Genomic DNA, 20,398 nt, shown 5'->3' on the forward strand with positions numbered 1-20,398 from the left:
CCCTCGTTTCGTCCCCGGGAGCGTCCCGGGACCGCCGGGGGAACGGGCGGGGGAACGGCGAAGCCGCCGTCACCGGGGAGGTGACGGCGGCTTCGGCGCGTTCGGTCAGGCCTTGCGGAGCTGGAAGGCGAGGCCGAGGCCCTCGTCGGAGAAGGTCTCGGACTCCCAGTCGGCGGCGCCGGCGGAGAAGTCGGTGGCCAGGACCTCCTCGGCGACCAGGGGACCGTGCTCGGCGATGGCCTCGGCGGTCTCCTCGGTTGTGGCGCGCCAGCGCAGGACGATCCGGTCGGCGACGTCCAGGCCGGAGTTCTTGCGGGCCTCCTGGATCTGGCGGATCGCGTCGCGGGCGATGCCCAGGCGCTTGAGCTCCGGCGTGATGGCCAGGTCGAGGGCGACGGTGGCGCCGGACTCGTTGGCGACGGCCCAGCCCTCGCGCGGGGTCTCGGTGATGATCACCTCGTCGGGAGAGAGGGAGATCTGCTCACCGTTCAGCTCCACCGAGGCGGCGCCGGTGGCCCGCAGGCCGGCGGCGAGCGCGGCGGCGTCGGCGGCGGCGACCGCCTTGGCGACGTCCTGCACGCCCTTGCCGAAACGCTTGCCCAGCGCACGGAAGTTGGCCTTGGCGGTGGTGTCGACCAGCGAGCCGCCCACCTCTGCCAGCGACTCCAGGGTGGAGACGTTCAGCTCCTCGGCGATCTGCGCGCGCAGGTCGGCCGGCAGCTCCTCCCAGCCCTGGGCGGCGATCAGCGCCCGGGAGAGCGGCTGGCGGGTCTTCACGCCGGACTCGGCGCGGGTGGCCCGGCCGAGCTCCACGAGCCTGCGGACCAGCGCCATGTGGCGGGAGAGATCGGCGTCGATCAGCGTCTCGTCCGCCTCCGGCCAGGTGGCCAGGTGGACCGAGGCCGGGGCGTCCGGGGCGACCGGGACGACCAGGTCCTGCCAGACCTGCTCGGTGATGAACGGGGTGAGCGGGGCCATCAGGCGCGTGACGGTCTCCAGCGCCTCGTGCAGGGTGGCGAGCGCGGCGGCGTCGCCCTGCCAGAACCGGCGACGGCCACGGCGGACGTACCAGTTGGAGAGGTCGTCGACGAAGCCGGAGAGCAGCTTGCCGGCGCGCTGGGTGTCGTACGCCTCGAAGGCCGAGTCGACCTCGCGGACCAGGGTGTTCAGCTCGGAGAGCACCCAGCGGTCCAGCTGCGGGCGGTCGGCCGGGGCCGGGTCGGCCGCCGAGGGGGACCAGCCGGAGGTGCGGGCGTACAGAGCCTGGAAGGCGACGGTGTTCCAGTAGGTGAGGAGGGTCTTGCGGACCACCTCCTGGATGGTGTTGTGGCCGACCCGGCGGGCCGACCACGGCGAGCCGCCGGCCGCCATGAACCAGCGGACCGCGTCGGCGCCGTGCTGGTCCATCAGTGGGATCGGCTGCAGGATGTTGCCCAGGTGCTTGGACATCTTGCGGCCGTCCTCGGCCAGGATGTGGCCCAGGCAGACGACGTTCTCGTAGCTGTTCCTGTCGAACACCAGGGTGCCGACGGCCATCAGCGTGTAGAACCAGCCGCGGGTCTGGTCGATCGCCTCGGAGATGAACTGCGCCGGGTAGCGCTTCTCGAACAGCTCCTTGTTCTGGTACGGGTAGCCGTACTGGGCGAAGGGCATCGAACCCGAGTCGTACCAGGCGTCGATCACCTCGGGCACCCGGGTCGCGGTGCCGGAGCACTCGCGGCAGGCGAAGCTGACGTCGTCGATGTACGGGCGGTGCGGGTCGAGGCCGCTCTGGTCGGTGCCGGTCAGCTCGGAGAGCTCGGCCAGCGAGCCGACGCAGGTGAGGTGGCCCTCCTCGCAGCGCCAGATCGGCAGCGGGGTGCCCCAGTAGCGGTTGCGGCTGAGCGCCCAGTCGATGTTGTTGTTCAGCCAGTCGCCGAAGCGGCCGTGCTTGACCGTCTCGGGGAACCAGTTGGTGGCCTCGTTCTCGCGGATCAGCGCGTCCTTGACGGCGGTGGTCCGGATGTACCAGGACGGCTGCGCGTAGTAGAGCAGCGCGGTGTGGCAGCGCCAGCAGTGCGGGTAGCTGTGCTCGTACGGCAGGTGGCGGAAGAGCAGGCCGCGCTCCTTGAGGTCCGCGACCAGGGCCTCGTCGGCCTTCTTGAAGAACTGGCCGCCGACCAGCGGGACCTCGGGGGCGAAGGTGCCGTCGGCGAGCACCGGGTTGACCACCGGCAGGCCGTAGCGGCGGCAGGTCGCCAGGTCGTCCGCGCCGAAGGCGGGGGACTGGTGGACGATGCCGGTGCCGTCCTCGGTGGTGACGTAGTCGGCGTTGAGGACGTAGTGCGCGTTCTCGATCTCGACCAGGTCGAACGGGCGGCGGTAGGCCCAGCGCTCCATCTCGGCGCCGGTGAACGACGGGCCGGTGGCCTCCCAGCCCTCGCCGAGGGCCTTGGCCAGCAGTGGCTCGGCGACGACCAGCCGCTCGTTGCCGTCGGTGGCCACGACGTAGGTGACGTCCGGGTGGACGGCGGCGGCGGTGTTGGAGACCAGGGTCCACGGGGTGGTCGTCCAGACCAGCAGCGAGGCCTGGCCCGCGAGCGGGCCGCTGGTCAGCGGGAAGCGGACGAAGACCGAGGGGTCGACCACGGTCTCGTAGCCCTGGGCCAGCTCGTGGTCGGACAGGCCGGTGCCGCAGCGCGGGCACCAGGGGGCGACGCGGTGGTCCTGGACCAGCAGGCCCTTGTCGAAGATCTGCTTGAGCGACCACCAGACGGACTGGACGTACGACGGGTCCATCGTCCGGTAGGCCTCGTCGAGGTCGACCCAGTACCCCATGCGGGTGGTCAGCTCGGTGAAGGCGTCGGTGTGGCGGGTCACCGACTCGCGGCACTTGGCGTTGAACTCGGCGATGCCGTACGCCTCGATGTCCTGCTTGCCGGAGAAGCCGAGCTCCTTCTCGACGGCCAGCTCGACCGGGAGGCCGTGACAGTCCCAGCCGGCCTTGCGGGCGACGTGGTAGCCCTTCATCGTCCGGTAGCGGGGGAAGACGTCCTTGAAGACGCGGGCCTCGATGTGGTGGGCGCCGGGCATGCCGTTGGCGGTCGGCGGGCCCTCGTAGAAGACCCACTCGGGGCGGCCCTCGGACTGCTCCAGGCTGCGCTGGAAGACCTTGTTGTCCTGCCAGAACGACAGGATCCGGTGCTCCAGGGCAGGCAGGTCGACCTGCGCGGGAACGGGGTGATAGAGGGGGGCCGCGCGAAGTGCGTCCTCAGAAGGGCGGTGGTGGGTGGCGGGTTGGGGGCTCATCGCGGGCGTCTACCTCCGGCGGATGCGTGGACGGGATCCGACGGAGGGACGAGACGGCATGCCGCCCCGCGGTACCACCCTCCTTGGCCGCGGTGGTGTCTGCGGCCCTCTTGTTTGGGCTTGCTGCCGGGTCTAGTGGGCCGTGGCGTGCTGCCTCGGCCGTTCTTCCGGCGGCTCCGGGGTGATCTTCCCGCCGTGCACGCCCCCGGGCTCGCACCGTCCCCGGGTCGCTGGTGGCTGCGTACGTCGGTACTCGTCCCATCTGCGCCTTGCAGGCCCAGTGTATCGGCCGCCGCAAGTCGGTTTTGTCCGTCGTTCCGGCTGTCACCGGAGCGACGCCCGGGAGGTGGTTAGACAGGGGTGATCTGGGCACAACTCTGGTCAGCGCGCGGGGCGGGGCGGCTGTGACGGCTGCCTGGGTGGGATCATGGTGAGGCGTCGGTATGTCATGTTGTGACCGGTTTTGATGGGGATTATCGTTCCGGCACTGGAAGCCGCCGGGAACCGGCGGCTCGATTCGTTCGTAGATGGGGTCGAAGCCATGGCTGAGAAGGCAACCGGCGCGGGTACCGCCACCAAGCGGACACGCAAGGCCGTGGCAGGCGAACCAGGGGAGGGGACCGTGACCACTACCGCACGGCACAAGACCAGCAACGACGCCACCCTCGTGGCCCCCGGCCGCACCCGCGCGCCGGCCGCCACCGCGGCCCGTGGCGGAGGCGCCGAATCGGTGGACCCGGCCGAGCTTCCCGTCCGCCCGGGCGAGGACGCGTGGACCACGGAAGAGGTGCGCGAGCTGCACGCCGAGCTGATCAGCGAGCTGGACCGGCTGCAGAACGAGATCGACGCCGCCGAGGCCGCCATCACCGGGCTGATGCGTGACTCCAACGACGGAGCCGGCGACGACCAGGTGGACGCCGGCACGAAGAACATCTCGCGGGAGAGCGAGCTGGCCCTGGCCAACAACGCCCGGGACAGCCTCGCCCAGACCGAGCACGCCCTCGTGCGACTGGAGGGCGTCGGCTTCGGCGTCTGCGAATCCTGCGGGCAGGCCATCGGCAAGGCCCGGCTGCAGGCCTTCCCTCGGGCGACGCTCTGCGTCCAGTGCAAGGCCAAGCAGGAACGCCGCTGACCGGGACGACGCGGGGGGTCGGGCTTGCCGTACGCTCGACCCCGTAACGTCGCCCGACCGGCCCGGGTCGGCGACCAGCGGCCCACTCTCCCCCCACCTTCGACCGGGGGGATCCCCATCGGCAGCGGAGCGGATCATCAGTACGCAAGGTTCCCCCCAGACGCGGGACGAAGCCGTCCCCACCCCCGCCGAAGCCGTGGAGGAGGCCGTGGCCGAGCCCGGTGAGGTGACCGCCGCCCCGGCGGCGCAGGAGGCGCAGAGGGGCCGGCGGCGGATCGGCGTCCTGCTGACCGTCGCGCTGGTCGCCTTCCTGATCGACCTGGGGACCAAGCTGCTGGTCGTGGCCAGGCTCGAGAACCATGCGGCGATCAAGGTGATCGGCGACGTGATGACCTTCCAGGTGATCCGCAACTCCGGGGCCGCCTTCGGCATGGGCCAGGCGCTCACCATCGTCTTCACCGTGATCGCCGCGTCCGTCATCGTGGTGATCTGGCGGATCGCCCGCCGTCTCTACAGCCTGCCGTGGGCGATCGCGCTCGGGCTGCTGCTCGGCGGCGCCCTGGGCAACCTCACCGACCGGCTGTTCCGCGCGCCGAGCGCCTTCCGCGGCCACGTGGTGGACTTCATCTCCGTCCAGCACTTCGCGGTCTTCAACCTCGCCGACTCGGCGATCGTCTGCGGCGGCATCCTCGTCGTCCTGCTCTCCTTCCGCGGCAGCAACCCGGACGGCACCGTCCACCAGCAGGCCGAGAAGAGCGGGAAGGCCGACGGCGGCAAGGGCGAGTAGGACGGGCTCGGGCTCAGAAGGCGGGACCGGACGGGTAAGGGGCGGGCCCCCGCGTCCGGCATACTCGTACGGGTGAGTACCGCAGCGCAGATCCGCAGCCTCCCCGTACCCGACGGCCTGGAGGGCGAGCGCCTCGACGCCGCCCTCGCCCGGATGTTCGGCTTCTCCCGGACGAAGGCCGCCGAGTTGGCCGCCGACGGCAAGGTGACGCTCGACGGCGCCGTGGCCGGCAAGTCGGACCGGGTGACCGCCGGCTCCTGGCTGGAGGTCGAGATCCCCGCCCCCGCCGCGCCCGTGCAGATCGTCGCCGAGCACGTCGAGGGCATGCGCATCGTCCACGACGACGAGGACATCGTGCTCGTCGACAAGCCGGTCGGCGTCGCCGCGCACCCCAGCCCCGGCTGGACCGGCCCGACCGTCATCGGCGGCCTCGCCGCGGCCGGCTACCGCATCTCCACCTCCGGTGCCGCCGAGCGCCAGGGCATCGTGCACCGGCTCGACGTCGGCACCTCCGGCCTGATGGTGGTCGCCAAGTCCGAGCGCGCCTACACCGACCTCAAGCGGCAGTTCCACGACCGGGTGACCGAGAAGAAGTACCACACGCTGGTGCAGGGCCACCCGGACCCGATGAGCGGCACCGTGGACGCGCCGATCGGGCGCCACCCCAGCTCCGACTGGAAGTGGGCGGTCACCCGTGACGGCAAGGCGTCCGTCACCCACTACGACCTGATCGAGGCCTACCGGGCCGCCTCGCTGCTGGACATCAAGCTGGAGACGGGCCGCACCCACCAGATCCGGGTCCACATGTCGGCGCTGCGCCACCCCTGCGTGGGCGACCTCACCTACGGTGCCGACCCGACGCTGGCCAAGCGGCTCGGGCTGACCCGGCAGTGGCTGCACGCGGTCTCGCTGGGCTTCGAGCACCCGTCGGACGGCGAGTGGGTGCAGTTCAGCAGCGAGTACCCGGCGGACCTGCGCAAGGCGCTGGACATCATCGCCTCGGAGAGCTGACATGAGCTCCCCCGCGGTGCGGATCCGGGTGGCCGAGGGCGAGGGCGACCTGGCGCTGGTGCACGGCGTCCGGCGCGAGGTGTTCATCGTCGAGCAGGGGATCGCCGAGGAGGAGGAGTGGGATCACCTCGATCCCACCTCCGAGCACCTGCTGGCGGTCGGGCCGGCCGGCGAGCCGCTGGGCACGGCCCGGCTGATCCACGGCGCGCAGGCGCTGGAGCTGACCGGCGGGACCGAGGGGCGGGTGCTGCTCGGGCGGCTCGCGGTCGTGAAGGCGGCGCGCGGGACGGGTCTGGGCGCCGAGCTGGTGCGGGCGGTCGAGGCGGCCGGGCGCGGGCGCGGGGCACGTGAGGTGGAGCTGCACGCGCAGGTGCAGGCGCTGGGGTTCTACGAGCGGCTCGGATACGCGGCGGAGGGGCCGGTCTACGACGACGCGGGGATCCCGCACCGGACGATGACGCGGGTGCTGTAGGCGGCGGACGCCGGTGCGTCAGAGAGTGTCCGGTCCTACGGGTCGTCCCGGCGCCCTCCCACGCGTGGGCGGGGGAGGGCGCCGGGGCGGGACGTGCGTACGACACCCGGGCGTAGGCGGGTGAATCGGGCGAACCGGCGCTGCTCGGCCGGGGATGTCCCGGGCGGCTTTATCGGACGCCTACCGGCCCGGCGGATACGATCACCGACCATGGAGCTCGGTGGGGCGTGGCGCCGGTGGCGCGGTCGCGGAACGGCGGCCGGACGGAGACTGCTGGCCGGCGCGGTGGCCCTGGTGGCGGTGGCCGGGGCCGGTACGGCGGTGGCCGTGGCGGACGGCGGGCAGCGGACGGTTCACCAGGAGAACCGTTTCCTCGGCATGCCGGAGACGCCCGGCAGCGACCGGCAGATCCAGCTGGACACCTCCTTCTTCACCACCGGGACGAGCCCGCGCCCGGCGGTCCTGCTCGGCCACGGCTTCGGCGGCTCCAAGGAGGGCGAGCGCGAGCGCGCCCAGCAGCTGGCCCGGCAGGGCTACGCGGTGCTGACCTGGTCGGCGCGCGGCTTCGGGCACTCCGGCGGGAAGATCGGCCTCAACGCGCCCGACCGCGAGGTACAGGACGTCAAGCACCTGGTCGACTGGCTGGCCCAGCGGCCGGAGGTGCAGCTGGACGGGCCCGGCGACCCGCGGGTGGGCATCACCGGCGCCTCGTACGGCGGGGCGGTGGCGTTGCTCGGCTCCGCCTACGACAGCCGGATCGACGCCGTGGCCAGCCAGATCACCTGGTGGAACCTGGCCGACGCGCTGTTCCCGCAGGGCGTTCGGGGCTCGGGCGCGGTGGACGGGGTGTTCAAGAAGCTCTGGGCCGGAATCTTCTTCACCACCGGGGCCGCGGGCGACCTCGGCCCGTCCGGCGGTGCGCCCCGGCCCACGGCGGGGGCTACCCCGGGTGGTCCCCAGGACGGCACGGGGGACGGGACGGTCGGCTGCGGGCGGTTCCTGGACGAGCTCTGCCGGATGTACGACCGGGTCGCGACCGCCGGGCACGCCGATCCGGAGGCGGTCGCGCTGCTGGAGCGCTCCAGCCCGTCCTCGGTGGCGGCGCGGCTCAAGGCGCCGACGCTCGTCGTCCAGGGCCAGCAGGACTCGCTGTTCCCGCTCGACCAGGGCGACGCGATCGCCCGGGCGGTCGCGGCCAACGGCGCTCCGGTGGCGGTGGACTGGTTCGCCGGCGGCCACGACGGCGGCACCGACACCAGCGCCCGCGTCGACGACCGGGTGGGTGCCTGGTTCGACCGCTTCCTGAAGAATCGCGACCCGAAGGGCTCGGGGAACGACACCGGGCCGGCGTTCCGGGTCACCCGCACCGGCGGGGTCGACTCCACCGGCTTCCAGGCCGTGCTGCGCGGCGCCTCCGCCGACGCCTACCCGGGCCTCGGCGGCACCGGCTCGCGCACCGTCGAGCTGCGCGGCGGTACGGCCGGCGCCGAGCAGACCTTCGCCAACCCGGCCGGCGGCGCCCCGCCGAACATCTCCGCGCTGCCCGGCGTCGGCGCGCTCAGCCAGGCAGCCGCCCTGGGCGCCGGGCTCTCACTGGACTTCCCCGGGCAGCACGCCACCTTCGACAGCGCGCCGCTGGACGGCGCGCTGCACCTGACCGGACAGCCCACCGTGCCGGTCCGGGTCCAGGCCGACAAGCCCGACGCGGTGCTCTTCGCCAAGCTGTACGACGTCGGGCCGGACGGCAAGCAGAGCCTGCCGCAGCAGCTGGCCGCCCCGCTCCGGGTGACCGGCGCCGACGCGGCCGGCGGGAGGACCGTCACGGTGGCGCTGCCCGCCGTCGACCACACCTTTGCCGCCGGGCACCGGCTGCGGCTGGTGCTGGCCTCCACCGACCTGGCGTACGCCTCGCCCGCCGAGCCGGCCACCTACCGGGCGGCCGTGGCCGGGGCGCTCACCGTGCCGACCGTCGACGAGCTGGTCACCGAGGCGGCGCCGCTGCCCGCGCGGACCTGGCTGCTCCCGCTGGCCGCCGTCGCGGTGGCGGCCGCGCTGCTCCTGGTGCCGCGGCTGCACCGGCGTGGCCGGCGCAGCCGCGGGCCGGCGTACGACCCGGCGCTGGCCGGGGTGCCACTGCAGATCACCGGTCTGAGCAAGCGCTACAAGGGCGCCGCCGACCGGTACGCCGTCCGGGAGTTGAGCTTCCGGGTCGAGCAGGGGCAGGTGCTCGGCCTGCTCGGGCCCAACGGCGCCGGCAAGACCACCACCCTGCGGATGCTGATGGGCCTGATCAGGCCCGACGAGGGCGAGATAAGGATCTTCGGCCACCTGGTGCGTCCGGGCACGCCGGTGCTCTCCCGGGTCGGCGCCTTCGTGGAGGGGGCCGGGTTCCTGCCGCACCTCACCGGCCGGGCCAACCTGCGGCTCTACTGGCAGGCGACCGGCCGCCCGGAGACGGACGCCCACCTGGAGGAGGCACTGGCCATCGCCGGGCTCGGCGAGGCGCTGGACCGGGCGGTGCGCACCTACTCGCAGGGCATGCGCCAGCGGCTCGCCATCGCCCAGGCCATGCTCGGTCTGCCGGACCTGCTGATCCTGGACGAGCCGACCAACGGGCTGGACCCGCCGCAGATCCGTGAGATGCGCGAGGTGATGATCCGGTACGCGGCCGCCGGGCGGACCGTCATCGTCTCCAGCCACCTGCTCTCCGAGGTGGAGCAGAGCTGCACCGACCTGGTGGTGATGGACCGCGGCCGGCTGGTCACCACCGGCGCCGTGGCCGAGATCGTCGGCGCGGGCGAGCTGCTGCTGGTCGGCACCCCGGCCTCGTACGGGCCGGAGGAGCTGGCGGCGGCCGCCGACAAGGCGGGCGCGCTGGCCGGTGTCGGCTCGGTCGAGGCGGTCGAGGGCGGGCTGCTGGTGCGGCTGGACGGCATGGCGGCGAGCCGGCTGCTGGCCGAACTGGTGCGCCTCGGCGTGCCGGTGGAGCGGGCCGGGCCGCACCGCCGGCTGGAGGACGCGTTCCTGTCGCTGATCGGAGGCCCGGCGTGAGCGAGCGAGACGAGCGGATGATCAAGGGGCGCGCGTTGTGCGAAGCGTCTGCCGGGCGGTGGGGGTACCTCCCGGCCGCCAAGGCTGGGGGAGGGGTGGGGTCATGAGCACGGTCGTTTCACCGGACCACGCCGCCGGCTACCGGGCGGGCCGGACGCTGCCGCTGCGGGTCGAGGCGATGCGCCAGCTCCGGCGCCGCCGGACCATGGTGATCGGCGGGGTGCTGGCGGCGATGCCGTTCGTCATCCTGGCCGCGTTCCAGATCGGTGGCACGCCGGGCCGGACCGACCGGACCACCTTCATCGAGCTGGCCACCGCCTCGGGGCCCAACTTCGCGACCACCATGCTCTTCATGGGCACCGGCTTCCTGCTGGTGATCCCGGTCGCGCTGTTCTGCGGGGACACGGTGGCCTCGGAGGCGAGCTGGTCCTCGCTGCGCTACCTGCTGGCCGCGCCGGTGCCCCGGGCCCGGCTGCTGGCGCGCAAGTTCGCCGTGGGGCTGGCGTTCTCGGCGGCCGCCGTGGTGATGCTGCCGGCGATCGGTCTGCTGGTGGGTACCGCCGCGTACGGCTGGGGGGACCTCAAGCTGCCGGCCGGGATGAGCCTGTCGGCGGGGGAGGCGCTGCCGCGGCTGGCGCTCGCGGTGGCGTTCGTCTTCCTGAGCGAGGTGGTGATCGCGGCGCTGGCGTTCTGGCTCTCCACCGCGACGGACGCGCCGCTGGGGGCGGTCGGCGGGGCGGTGTTCGCCTCGATCATCACCGGGGTGCTGGACGCCGTCACCGCGCTCGGCGGCCTGCGCGAGTGGTTGCCCGCGCACTGGCAGTACGCCTGGGCGGACGCCCTGCAGCCCCAGCTGGAGTGGGGCGGCATGGTGCAGGGCGTCTCGCTGTCGCTCTCCTACGCGGTGGTGCTGCTGGCGCTGGCGTTCCGCGGGTTCGCCCGCAAGGACGTGGTGTCCTGAGGGGTGCGCCTTCGCGGGCGCACCCCTCAGGGCCGGCGGCTCACTTGACGGGCGAGTAGACCCGCTCGATCTGCTGGGTGCCGGACTTGGTGCGGTAGGAGCGCGTCCACGAGCTGGTGGCGTCCTTGCGGGTCCGGTCCGAGAGCACGTAGTAGTCCATCTGCGTCTGGCCCGGGGTGATGTCCAGGACGCCGTAGCCGTGCGAGTCCAGGTCGACCCACTTGATGTGGCGGTTTCCGGCCTTGATGGCCGCGGCGGCCGCCAGCGAGACCGTCTGCGGGGCGACCTTCAGGATGTCGTCGATGTTGTCCGACGTCACCGAGGTGACCACGAACTCGGTGGCGGCGCTGCCGGACAGCGGGTAGGTGGCGGCCTCGTTCGGGACGTCGGCGGCCCAGGCGGAGTGGATGTCGCCGGTCAGGAAGACGGTGTTGGTGATGCCGTTCGCCTTGAGGTGGCCGAGCAGCTCGCGGCGGTCGTGGGTGTAGCCGTCCCACTGGTCGGTGTTGACGGCCAGGCCCTCGCCGGGCAGGCCGAGCAGCTTGGCCAGCGGCCGGAGTATGTAGTCGGGCAGCGAGAAGAACGCGACGGGCGAGATCATCACCTCGTTGCCGATCAGCCGCCAGGTGGTGTCGGACGCGGTGAGCCCGGCCTTCAGCCAGTCCATCTGGGCGCGGCCGGTGAGGGTGCGGTCGGCCGAGTCGACGTCGCCGTTGCCGACCTTGACCTGCTGGGAGCGGAACGAGCGCTGGTCCATCAGGTGCAGGTCGGCCAGCTTGCCGTAGCGCAGGCGGCGGTAGGTGGTGCCGGCGATGGACGGGCGGACCGGCATCCACTCGAAGTAGGCCTGCTTGGCGGCGGCCATGCGGTCGGCCCAGTTGCCCTCGGTGCCCGGGGTGTGGTTCTCGGCGCCGCCGGACCAGGCGTCGTTGGCGAACTCGTGGTCGTCCCAGATCGCGATCGTCGGGATCTGCGCGTGCAGCGCCTGGAGGTCGTCGTCGGTCTTGTAACGGCCGTGCCGGGTGCGGTAGTCGGCCAGGTCCAGGATCTCGTGCGCCGGGGCGTGCGGACGGACCACGGTGCCGCGGGCGCAGAACTCGCCGCTCTTGTACTCGTAGATGTAGTCGCCGAGGAAGAGGAAGGCGTCGAGGTCGCCGCGGGCCGCGAGGTGGCGGTAGGCGGAGAAGTAGCCGGCCTCCCAGTTGGCGCAGGACGCCACGCCGAGGCGGAGGCGGTCGAGCGCGGCGTCGGCGGCCGGGGTGGTGTGGGTGCGGCCGACCGGGGAGACGGTGGCGCCGGCGGTGAAGCGGTACCAGTACGCGGTGTCCGCGGTCAGGCCGCGGACGTCGGCCTTGACGGTGTGGTCGGAGGCGGCGGTGGCGGTCACCGTGCCGCTCGCCGCGATCCGCGTGAAGGCCTTGTCGGTGGCCAGCTCCCAGCGGACCTCGGTGTCCGGTCCGGTGGCCGAGCCGGGGACGGCCTCGGGGGTCGGGGTGACCCGGGTCCAGAGCAGGATGCCGTCGGGGAGCGGGTCGCCGGAGGCGACACCGTGGAGGAACTGCGGGGCGGTCGCGGCCTGGGCCGCGGTGCCGAGGGTCAGTGGCAGGGCGGCGGCGCCGGCCGCGATGGCGGTGGCCTTCAGCACCTGGCGGCGGTGCGGGCGGGCGGCGGTCATGTCATCGACAAGGTCAGTCACGGCCGACAGGCTACCGGTCGGTAATGCTCTGTTCCATACGCTGAACTGACTGTTCGTCGTCGCTTCACCGGCGCGTGACGTCCCGCCACCACCCCGCAGACGGGCCGCCACCCGGCGGCCATGCGCGATGATGGAGGCGACGCTGCCCACCCTGCAAGGAAGTTCGACCCGTGGCCCAGATCCTGCTCCTGCACTCCGTCTACGGCCTGCGCCCGGCCGTCCACGCCGCCGCCGACCGGCTGCGTGCCGCCGGGCACACCGTGCACACCCCCGACCTGTTCGACGGCAGGACCTTCGACGACATCGAGGAGGCCATGGCGTACAAGGAGGAGCTCGGCAGCGACGAACTGCTGCGCCGGGCAGTCGGCGCCGCCGCCCCGCTGCTCGGCTCCGGTGACGCGCTCGTCTACGCCGGCCTCTCGCTCGGCGGCTCGCTCGCCCAGAACCTCGCCCTCGCCGACGAGAAGGCCCTCGGGCTGCTGCTCCTGCACGGCACCTCCGACATCCGCGAGGACGCGGCCACCTCGATCCCGGTCCAGCTGCACGTGGCCGAGCCGGACCCCTTCGAGTCCGAGGACTGGCTGAACGCCTGGTACCTGGGCATGCGCAAGGCCGGGGCGGACGTCGAGGTGCACCGCTACCGGGGCGCGGGCCACGTCTTCACCGACCCGGAGCTGCCGGACCACGACGCCGAGGCGGCCGAGCAGACCTGGGCCGTCGCGCTGGACTTCCTGGCGGAGCTGGACGAGCAGGAGGGCTGATGGGCCGGGGGGTGAGGTACGCGCCGGCCGGCACGCTGCCGGGGCTGCTGCAGCGCGGGCGGGGGCTGGGCGCGCGGATGGCCGCGGAGAATCCGGCGGCGGCCGGCGAGCTGGTGCACGGGTGCATCCGCCGGGACTGGCGGTGGGACTCCGTCGATCAGCGGGCGCTGTACCTGGCGCGGCTGGTCCGGGACCTGGCGCTGCCGCTCGGCCCGGTGGCCGAGCTGCTGGCGGGGGACGAGGACACCTGCGAGCGGGCCACCAGGGTGCTGGGGCTGCTGGCGCTGGGGGGCTCGGCCGAGGCGCGGGAGGCGCTGCGGGCGTACGTCCGGGACGGGGAGCACTGGGTCGCGGCGCTCGAGGAGATGGCGAGCCGGTGGCCCGTGGAGTGGTGGGACGACCTGGCCGGGACCGCGCGGGACAGGGCGGGGCGGGGCGGGGACGACCGGTGGGGGCAGCCGTGGGACCGCTGGGGGCCGGCCGCGCCGCGCCCGGTGCGCGGGCCGAGGCGGCCGCAGCCGTTGGCGGAGGTGGGCAACGCCGGGCTGCTGGAACTGCTGGCGGATCCGGAGGAGTCGCAAGAACGCAGGACGGCTGCGCTCGACGTGCTCGATGACCGGGGGCCGGAGCCCGGGGCGATCCCGCTGGTGCCGTCGCTGGGGACGGCGGACGGCGAGCACCTGCTGTGGCCGGCGATCGGGGTGGTGGAGAAGCTGGGGACGTCGGCCGTGCCGGCGGCCCGGGAGTGGGCCGCCGTGGCGGAGCCGGCGTGGCTACGGCTGCTGGGGCACAACGTGCTGGCCGACCACGGGGAGGCCGAGGATGTTCCGGTGCTGGTCGCCGAGCTGGAACGGGACTGGGTGGAGCGTCGCTGGTGCGGGCCGCGGAGGACGGCCAGGGGGCTGCGGCGGTTCGGGGCCGGGGCCGGGGACGCCGTGTCGCTGCTGCGGCGGTTCTGGCTGTGGACGCCGCACTCGTACGAGCGGGCCTCCTACCTGGAGGCGCTGGCCGCGATCGGCCCGGCGGGGCTCGCCGAGGTGTACGTCGAGTGCCTCTGGGACTGCGAGGACGACGCCCGGCTGCTCGGGATCGCGCACGCCCCAGACGGGGCCGAGGTGCGCGAGCGGCTGGCGTACCTGCGGGACGACGCCATGGAGGAGCCCGAGGTCAGGGCCGCCGCCGGGGTTCGGCTGGCGGCCCTGACCGGATCGCCCTAGAGGCCGGGGATGCGGCCGTTGCGGTAGAGGTCCACGAAGAGCTGGTGGTCCTGACGGGCCCGGGCGCCGTACGCGTGGGCGAAGTCCACCAGTGCCGCGGTGAAGCCGGCCTCGTCGCGGGCGATGGTGGCGTCGATGGCGTGTTCGGTGGAGAACGGCACCAGGCTGTGGCCGCTGGAGGACTCGTCGGCGGCGGCGTGCATGGTGGCGGTCGCGCGGCCGAGGTACTCGGTGACGGCGAGCAGGTCGTTCAGCTCGTTGAGGTCCGTCCAGTCGAGGTCGGTGGCGTACGGGGAGACCTCGGCGACCAGCTGGCCGTGGCCGTGCAGGGTGGTGTACCCGAGCCACGGGTCGCTGTGGGCCTGGAGGGCGCGCTGGGAGATGACCGTGCGGTGGCCCTCGTGCTCGAAGTAGCCGGCGATCGCCGGGTCGGTGACGTGGCGGGACACGGCCGGGGTCTGGCCCTGCTTCATGTAGATGATCACGTCGTTCTCGAGCGCGTCGGTGTGCCCCTCCAGCAGCAGGTTGTAGGAGGGCAGGCCGGCGCTGCCGATCCCGATGCCGCGGCGGCCGACCACGTCCTTGACCCGCAGCGACTCGGGCCGGGTCCGGGAGGCGGGCGGCAGGGTGGCGAGGTAGTTCTCGAAGGCGGCCAGCACCTCGGTCCGGGTGGGCTCGTCCAGCTCGATCGCGCCGCCCCCGGTGCGGAAGCGGCGGTCGTAGCCCTCGACCACGGTCTCGGACTCCAGCAGCGCGACCCGGGTCTGCAGCCGGGCCTGGCGCAGGGTGTCCAGGACCGGGCCCGTCGCGGTGTCCAGGGTGAACGGCGCGGCGTCCCCGGCGCGGACGTGGGCGGCGATCTGGGCCCGGTACGCGGTGGCGAAGGCGGTGACCAGCTGGGTGATCGTCTCGTCGGAGAGCGCCTTGGCGTAGCCGATCAGCGCCAGCGAGGCGGCCAGCCGCTGGACGTCCCAGGTGAAGGCGCCGACGTAGGCCTCGTCGAAGTCGTTGACGTTGAAGACCAGGCGGCCCTCGGCGTTGAGGTAGGTGCCGAAGTTCTCGGCGTGCAGGTCGCCGTGGATCCAGACCCGGCTGGTGCGCTCGTCCAGGAAGGCGGCGCCGTACCCGGCGAAGGGGCCGTCCGCGAGGTCGGCGTAGTAGAGCCCCGCGGTGCCCCGGTAGAAGGCGAAGGCGGAGGCGGCCATCTTCCGGAACTTCACCCGGAAGGCCGCCGGGTCCTTGGCGAGCAGGTCACCGAAGGCCGTGTCGAAGACGCTCAATATGGTCTCGGCACGGTGGTCGGCGGCGGGCTGGGGGTGAGCCATGGGAAGGCATCCTCTGGGAGAGTGACGAGCTGGGCCGGAGGCTAGAGTAGGGGCGTGAACGTGTGAGTGCCGGTCCGGGCCCCTGGTGAGGCGGCTCGGGCCTCATATGTTTCCAGGACCTTTCGTGACCTGCGCGTTCGCCGGCCAGCCAGACAGCACAAGCCTCCGGAGGCCCCGCCTTGAGCGATCAGCCGTACGCGCACCTGCACGTCCACACCGAGTACTCGATGCTGGACGGTGCCGCCCGGCTGAAGCAGTTGTTCAAGGAGGTCGAGCGGCTGGGCCAGACCCATGTCGCGATGACCGACCACGGCAACATGTACGGCGCCGCCGAGTTCCACAAGCAGGCCACCGCCGCCGGCATCACCCCGGTGATCGGCATCGAGGCGTACGTCGCGCCGGAGTCCCGCTCCAACACCAAGCGCGTCCTCTGGGGCCAGCCGCACCAGAAGAAGGACGACGTCTCGGCGTCCGGCGCCTACACCCACAAGACCATCTGGGCCCGGAACAAGGAGGGCCTGCACAACCTCTTCAAGCTGACCTCGCGCTCGTACGCCGAGGGCTGGCTGGTGAAGTGGCCCCGGATGGACAAGGAGATCATCTCCGAGCACGCGGCCGGTCTGATGGCCACCACCGGCTGCCCCTCCGGCGAGGTGCAGACCCGGCTGCGGCTCGGCCAGTTCGACGCGGCGCTGAAGTCCGCCGCCGAGTACCAGGAGATCTTCGGCAAGGAGAACTACTTCCTGGAACTGATGGACCACGGCCTCGACATCGAGAAGCGGGTCCGCGACGGGCTGCTGGAGATCAGCGGGAAGCTGAACATCCCGCCGGTGGTCACCAACGACTCCCACTACACCACCGAGGCCGACGCCGGCGCCCACGACCTGCTGCTCTGCGTGCAGACCGGCAAGAACCTCTCCGACCCGGACCGCTTCCGCTTCGACGGCACCGGCTACTACATCAAGTCGGCCGCCGAGATGTACGGGCTGGACTCCTCCGACGCCTGGCAGGAGGGCTGCCGCAACAGCCAGCTGCTGGTGGCGCAGCGGGTCGACACCGCCGGCATGTTCGAGTTCAAGAACCTGATGCCGCGCTTCCCCATCCCGGAGGGCTACGAGTCCGAGGCGGACTTCTTCAAGGCCCAGGTGTGGAAGGGCATGGACTGGCGCTTCCCGAACGGGTACGACGAGGAGCACAAGAAGCTCGCCGAGTACGAGATGGACACCATCATCCAGATGGGGTTCCCGGCGTACTTCCTCGTGGTCGCCGACTTCATCATGTGGGCGAAGAGCCAGGGCATCGCGGTGGGCCCCGGCCGTGGTTCGGCGGCCGGCTCGCTGGTCGCGTACGCGATGGGCATCACCGACCTCGACCCGATCCCGCACGGCCTGATCTTCGAGCGCTTCCTCAACCCCGAGCGCATCTCCATGCCCGACGTCGACATCGACTTCGACGAGCGCCGGCGCGGTGACGTGATCCGGTACGTGACGGAGAAGTGGGGCTCCGACAAGGTCGCCATGATCGTCACGTACGGCACCATCAAGGCGAAGGCCGCCATCAAGGACTCCTCGCGGGTCCTCGGCTACCCGTACGCGATGGGCGACCGGATCACCAAGGCGATGCCGCCGGACGTCATGGGCAAGGGCATCCCGCTCTCCGGCATCACCGACTCCTCGCACCCGCGCTACAGCGAGGCCGGCGAGATCCGCGGGCTGTACGAGAACGACCCCGACGTCCGCAAGGTGATCGACACCGCCCGCGGCATCGAGGGCCTGATCCGCCAGCCCGGCGTGCACGCGGCCGGCGTCATCATGTCCGCCGAGCCGCTCACCGACCACATCCCGGTCTGGACCCGGCACACCGACGGCGTCACCATCACGCAGTTCGACTACCCCACCTGCGAGGGCCTCGGCCTTCTCAAGATGGACTTCCTCGGCCTGCGCAACCTGACGATCATGGACGACGCCGTCAAGGCGATCGAGAAGAACAAGGGCGTCAAGATCAACCTGCTTGATCTGCCCCTGGACGACAAGCCCACCTACGAACTGCTCGCCCGCGGCGACACGCTCGGCGTCTTCCAGCTCGACGGCGGCCCGATGCGCTCGCTGCTGCGCCTGATGAAGCCCGACAACTTCGAGGACATCTCCGCCGTCCTCGCGCTCTACCGACCGGGCCCGATGGGCGTCAACTCGCACACCAACTACGCACTGCGCAAGAACGGCCAGCAGGAGATCACCCCGATCCACCCGGAGCTGGAGAAGCCCCTGGAGGAGATCCTCAAGCCGACGTACGGCCTGATCGTCTACCAGGAGCAGGTGCAGAAGGCCGCGCAGATCCTGGCCGGCTACTCGCTCGGCCAGGCGGACCTGCTGCGCCGGGCGATGGGCAAGAAGAAGAAGGAGATCCTGGAGGCCGAGTTCGTCCCGTTCCGGAAGGGCTGCCGCGAGCACGGCTACTCGGACGCGGCGATCCAGGCGGTCTGGGACGTCCTCGTCCCCTTCTCCGGCTACGCGTTCAACAAGGCGCACACCGCCGGGTACGGACTGGTCTCGTACTGGACGGCCTACCTCAAGGCCAACTACCCGGCCGAGTACATGTCCGGCCTGCTCACGTCAGTCAAGGACGACAAGGACAAGTCGGCGGTCTACCTCAACGAGTGCCGCAAGATGGGCATCCAGGTGCTGCCGCCGGACGTCAACGAGTCGGACTCCGACTTCACCCCGCACGGCAACGAGCTGGTGCGGTTCGGCCTCACGGCCATCCGCAACGTCGGCGGGCCGGTGGTGGACTCGATGATCCGTACCCGGAAGTCCAAGGGGAAGTTCGGCTCCTTCCCGGACTTCCTGGAGAAGGTGGAGTCGGTGGTCTGCAACAAGCGGACCGTCGAATCGCTCATCAAGGCGGGCGCCTTCGACTCGCTCGGGCACACCCGCAAGGGCCTCACCGCACAGTTCGAGCCGATGATCGACAACGTCGTCGGGGTCAAGCGCAAGGAGGCCGAGGGCCAGTTCGACCTCTTCGGCGGCGACGCGGTCAGCGACGAACCGAGCTTCGGGCTGGACGTGGTCTTCTCCGAGGAGGAGTGGGACAAGTCCTTCCTGCTCACCCAGGAACGGGAGATGCTCGGCCTGTACGTCTCCTCGCACCCGCTGCACGGGATCGAGCACGTGCTCGCCGACAAGGCGGACTGCGCGGTCGCCGACCTGGCGGAACGGCCGGACGGCAGCATCGTCACCATCGGCGGCATCATCTCGGGCCTCCAGCGGAAGATGACCAAGCAGGGCAACGCCTGGGCCATCGCCACCGTGGAGGACCTGGCCGGCTCGATCGACTGCATGTTCTTCCCGGCCAGCTACCAGCTGGTCTCCTCCCAACTCGTCGAGGACGCCGTGGTGTTCGTCCGCGGCAAGCTGGACAAGCGGGAGGACGTGCCCCGGCTGATGGGCATGGAGCTGTCCGTCCCGGACCTCTCCAACGCGCACGCCGAGGCGCCGATCGTCATCAACATCCCGAGCGGGAAGGTGACGCCGCCGCTGGTCGCCAGGCTCGGCGAGGTGCTGAGCAGCCACAAGGGGACGACCGAGGTGCGGCTGCGGCTGGAGGGGACGCGCAGCACCACGGTGCTGCGGCTGGACCGGCACCGGGTGAAGTCGGACCCGGCGCTGTTCGGGGACCTCAAGCAGCTGCTCGGGCCGAGCTGTCTGGCGGGCTGAACCCCCACCCGGCGGCGGGCCGCCGGGGCCGCCACCGGACGGGTGGTGACCCGCCGGTCAGGACCCGCCGCCGAGGCCCGGCGGCACCGCCGTGTGCAGGGCCGAGACGAAGGCCGAGATCGCCGGGTGGGAGCCCGCGCCCGCGCGGAAGGCGGCGCGGGTGCGGCGGTACATCGGCAGGCGCGTGAGGACGACGCCGGGCGGGGTCTGCGCGGTGCCCAGGTGGGGGACGAGCGCGACGCCCTGGCCGGCCGCCACCAGGGCGAGCACGGTGGCGAAGTCGTCGATCTGGTGCCGGATGCGAGGCGCGAAGCCGGCGCTCTCGCAGGCCCGGACGGCCATGCTGTGGCAGAGCGTCCCGCGCGGCGCCATGATCCACGGCGCCGAGCGCTGCTCGGCGACCGTGCCCGCCCGCCGCGCCGCCAGGTACATCGGCTCGGTGAAGACCGGGCGGGTCACCGCCAGGCCGGGCTCCGGGTCGGCGGGCACCAGGTCGTACTCGTGAACCAGCGCGACGTCCAGTTCGCCCGCGCGCAGCGCTGCCGCCACGGCCGCCGGGTCCACCTCCGTCACCATCGGCTCCAGGCCGGGGTGCCAGCCGGCCAGCTCGGCGAGGAGCGCGGGGATGATCGCCCGGGCCGCCGACGGATAGGTGCCGATCCGCAACGGGCCGGCCAACCCCTCCCGGGCGTGGGCGAGTTCGGCGTCCGCCTGCTCCAGCCGCTCCAGCACCGCCTCGGCGTGCCGGACCAGGCCCAGCCCGGCCGGCGTCAGCGCCACGCGGCGGCCGGTGCGCTCCAGCAGCGGGACGCCGGCCTCCTTCTCCAGGACGGACAGCTGCTGGGAGACCGCCGAAGGGCTGAACGAGAGCGCCTCGGCGACGGCGGCGATGGTGCCGAGGTGGGCGAGTTCGCGCAGCAGGCGCAGGCGTCGGACATCAAGCATCGGCTCAGCTTACGAGAAGCGTCACCAATGTGAACTGGA

At 72.3% G+C, this 20,398-nt stretch carries 13 protein-coding genes; 9 read left to right on the forward strand and 4 right to left on the reverse strand.

The annotated features are described in order from the left end of the window. Window positions 1-105 precede the first annotated feature (105 nt). Window positions 106-3,288: an isoleucine--tRNA ligase gene (ileS, locus tag ACZ3YO_RS01460; RefSeq protein ID WP_465563341.1), complete on the reverse strand. Its 3,183-nt coding sequence runs from the start codon at window positions 3,286-3,288 to the stop codon at window positions 106-108. Between the two features lie 622 nt (window positions 3,289-3,910). On the opposite strand from ileS, the gene ACZ3YO_RS01465 reads away from it, so the two are divergent. The 6 genes from ACZ3YO_RS01465 (at window position 3,911) to ACZ3YO_RS01490 (ending at window position 10,702) form a co-directional block, all read left to right on the forward strand. Further along, the gene (locus ACZ3YO_RS01465; protein WP_465563344.1) at window positions 3,911-4,420 is read left to right on the forward strand and encodes a TraR/DksA family transcriptional regulator; all 510 of its coding nucleotides are present in this window, start codon (window positions 3,911-3,913) and stop codon (window positions 4,418-4,420) included. 196 nt (window positions 4,421-4,616) lie between these two features. Continuing rightward, window positions 4,617-5,207 carry a signal peptidase II gene (gene lspA, locus ACZ3YO_RS01470; RefSeq protein WP_465563347.1) on the forward strand — a complete coding sequence of 197 codons (591 nt, stop codon included), beginning with the start codon at window positions 4,617-4,619 and terminating at the stop codon, window positions 5,205-5,207. Window positions 5,208-5,279: 72 nt separating this feature from the next. Further along, window positions 5,280-6,218: an RluA family pseudouridine synthase gene (locus ACZ3YO_RS01475; RefSeq protein WP_396319362.1), complete on the forward strand. Its 939-nt coding sequence runs from the start codon at window positions 5,280-5,282 to the stop codon at window positions 6,216-6,218. A gap of 1 nt (window position 6,219) precedes the next feature. Continuing rightward, entirely contained in the window at window positions 6,220-6,690 is a 471-nt protein-coding gene (locus tag ACZ3YO_RS01480) for a GNAT family N-acetyltransferase (RefSeq protein WP_465563351.1), read from the forward strand. A 210-nt stretch (window positions 6,691-6,900) separates the two neighbouring features. After that, window positions 6,901-9,741 (forward strand): alpha/beta fold hydrolase, encoded by a 2,841-nt coding sequence (locus ACZ3YO_RS01485; protein ID WP_465563354.1) that lies wholly within the window; start codon window positions 6,901-6,903, stop codon window positions 9,739-9,741. A 103-nt stretch (window positions 9,742-9,844) separates the two neighbouring features. Then, the gene (locus ACZ3YO_RS01490) at window positions 9,845-10,702 is read left to right on the forward strand and encodes an ABC transporter permease (protein ID WP_465545718.1); all 858 of its coding nucleotides are present in this window, start codon (window positions 9,845-9,847) and stop codon (window positions 10,700-10,702) included. Between the two features lie 40 nt (window positions 10,703-10,742). Here ACZ3YO_RS01490 and ACZ3YO_RS01495 read toward each other — a convergent pair whose 3' ends face one another. Further along, window positions 10,743-12,377 carry an alkaline phosphatase D family protein gene (locus tag ACZ3YO_RS01495; protein ID WP_465545949.1) on the reverse strand — a complete coding sequence of 545 codons (1,635 nt, stop codon included), beginning with the start codon at window positions 12,375-12,377 and terminating at the stop codon, window positions 10,743-10,745. 191 nt (window positions 12,378-12,568) lie between these two features. On the opposite strand from ACZ3YO_RS01495, the gene ACZ3YO_RS01500 reads away from it, so the two are divergent. Both ACZ3YO_RS01500 and ACZ3YO_RS01505 read left to right on the forward strand, forming a co-directional pair. After that, window positions 12,569-13,159: a dienelactone hydrolase family protein gene (locus tag ACZ3YO_RS01500; protein WP_465563357.1), complete on the forward strand. Its 591-nt coding sequence runs from the start codon at window positions 12,569-12,571 to the stop codon at window positions 13,157-13,159. Beyond that, the gene (locus tag ACZ3YO_RS01505) at window positions 13,159-14,376 is read left to right on the forward strand and encodes a hypothetical protein (RefSeq protein WP_465563360.1); all 1,218 of its coding nucleotides are present in this window, start codon (window positions 13,159-13,161) and stop codon (window positions 14,374-14,376) included. Before ACZ3YO_RS01500 ends, ACZ3YO_RS01505 begins: the two co-directional genes overlap by 1 nt. Here the strand turns inward: ACZ3YO_RS01505 and ACZ3YO_RS01510 are convergent. Continuing rightward, on the reverse strand, window positions 14,373-15,701 hold the full coding sequence (locus ACZ3YO_RS01510) for a DUF2252 domain-containing protein (RefSeq protein WP_465563363.1): 1,329 nt from the start codon (window positions 15,699-15,701) through the stop codon (window positions 14,373-14,375). The two genes, ACZ3YO_RS01505 and ACZ3YO_RS01510, sit on opposite strands and share 4 nt — an antisense overlap. A gap of 179 nt (window positions 15,702-15,880) precedes the next feature. Between ACZ3YO_RS01510 and dnaE the strand changes: the two genes are divergently transcribed. Continuing rightward, complete coding sequence (gene dnaE / locus ACZ3YO_RS01515; RefSeq protein ID WP_465563366.1) at window positions 15,881-19,414, forward strand: DNA polymerase III subunit alpha; 3,534 nt, start codon at window positions 15,881-15,883, stop codon at window positions 19,412-19,414. Window positions 19,415-19,471: 57 nt separating this feature from the next. Here the strand turns inward: dnaE and ACZ3YO_RS01520 are convergent, their stop codons facing one another. Continuing rightward, window positions 19,472-20,359 (reverse strand): LysR family transcriptional regulator, encoded by an 888-nt coding sequence (locus tag ACZ3YO_RS01520; RefSeq protein WP_465563369.1) that lies wholly within the window; start codon window positions 20,357-20,359, stop codon window positions 19,472-19,474. Window positions 20,360-20,398 lie beyond the last annotated feature (39 nt).

It is taken from the genome of Kitasatospora sp. NPDC022785, from assembly GCF_055561295.1.

Bases quoted from the DNA above. Each gene is read 5' to 3' on its own strand.
- ileS (WP_465563341.1), bottom strand. From the start codon at position 3,288: ATGAGCCCCCAACCCGCCACCCACCACCGCCCTTCTGAGGACGCACTT.
- ACZ3YO_RS01480 (WP_465563351.1), top strand. From the start codon at position 6,220: ATGAGCTCCCCCGCGGTGCGGATCCGGGTGGCCGAGGGCGAGGGCGAC.
- ACZ3YO_RS01485 (WP_465563354.1), top strand. From the start codon at position 6,901: ATGGAGCTCGGTGGGGCGTGGCGCCGGTGGCGCGGTCGCGGAACGGCG.
- ACZ3YO_RS01490 (WP_465545718.1), top strand. From the start codon at position 9,845: ATGAGCACGGTCGTTTCACCGGACCACGCCGCCGGCTACCGGGCGGGC.
- ACZ3YO_RS01495 (WP_465545949.1), bottom strand. From the start codon at position 12,377: ATGACCGCCGCCCGCCCGCACCGCCGCCAGGTGCTGAAGGCCACCGCC.
- ACZ3YO_RS01505 (WP_465563360.1), top strand. From the start codon at position 13,159: ATGGGCCGGGGGGTGAGGTACGCGCCGGCCGGCACGCTGCCGGGGCTG.
- ACZ3YO_RS01510 (WP_465563363.1), bottom strand. From the start codon at position 15,701: ATGGCTCACCCCCAGCCCGCCGCCGACCACCGTGCCGAGACCATATTG.
- ACZ3YO_RS01520 (WP_465563369.1), bottom strand. From the start codon at position 20,359: ATGCTTGATGTCCGACGCCTGCGCCTGCTGCGCGAACTCGCCCACCTC.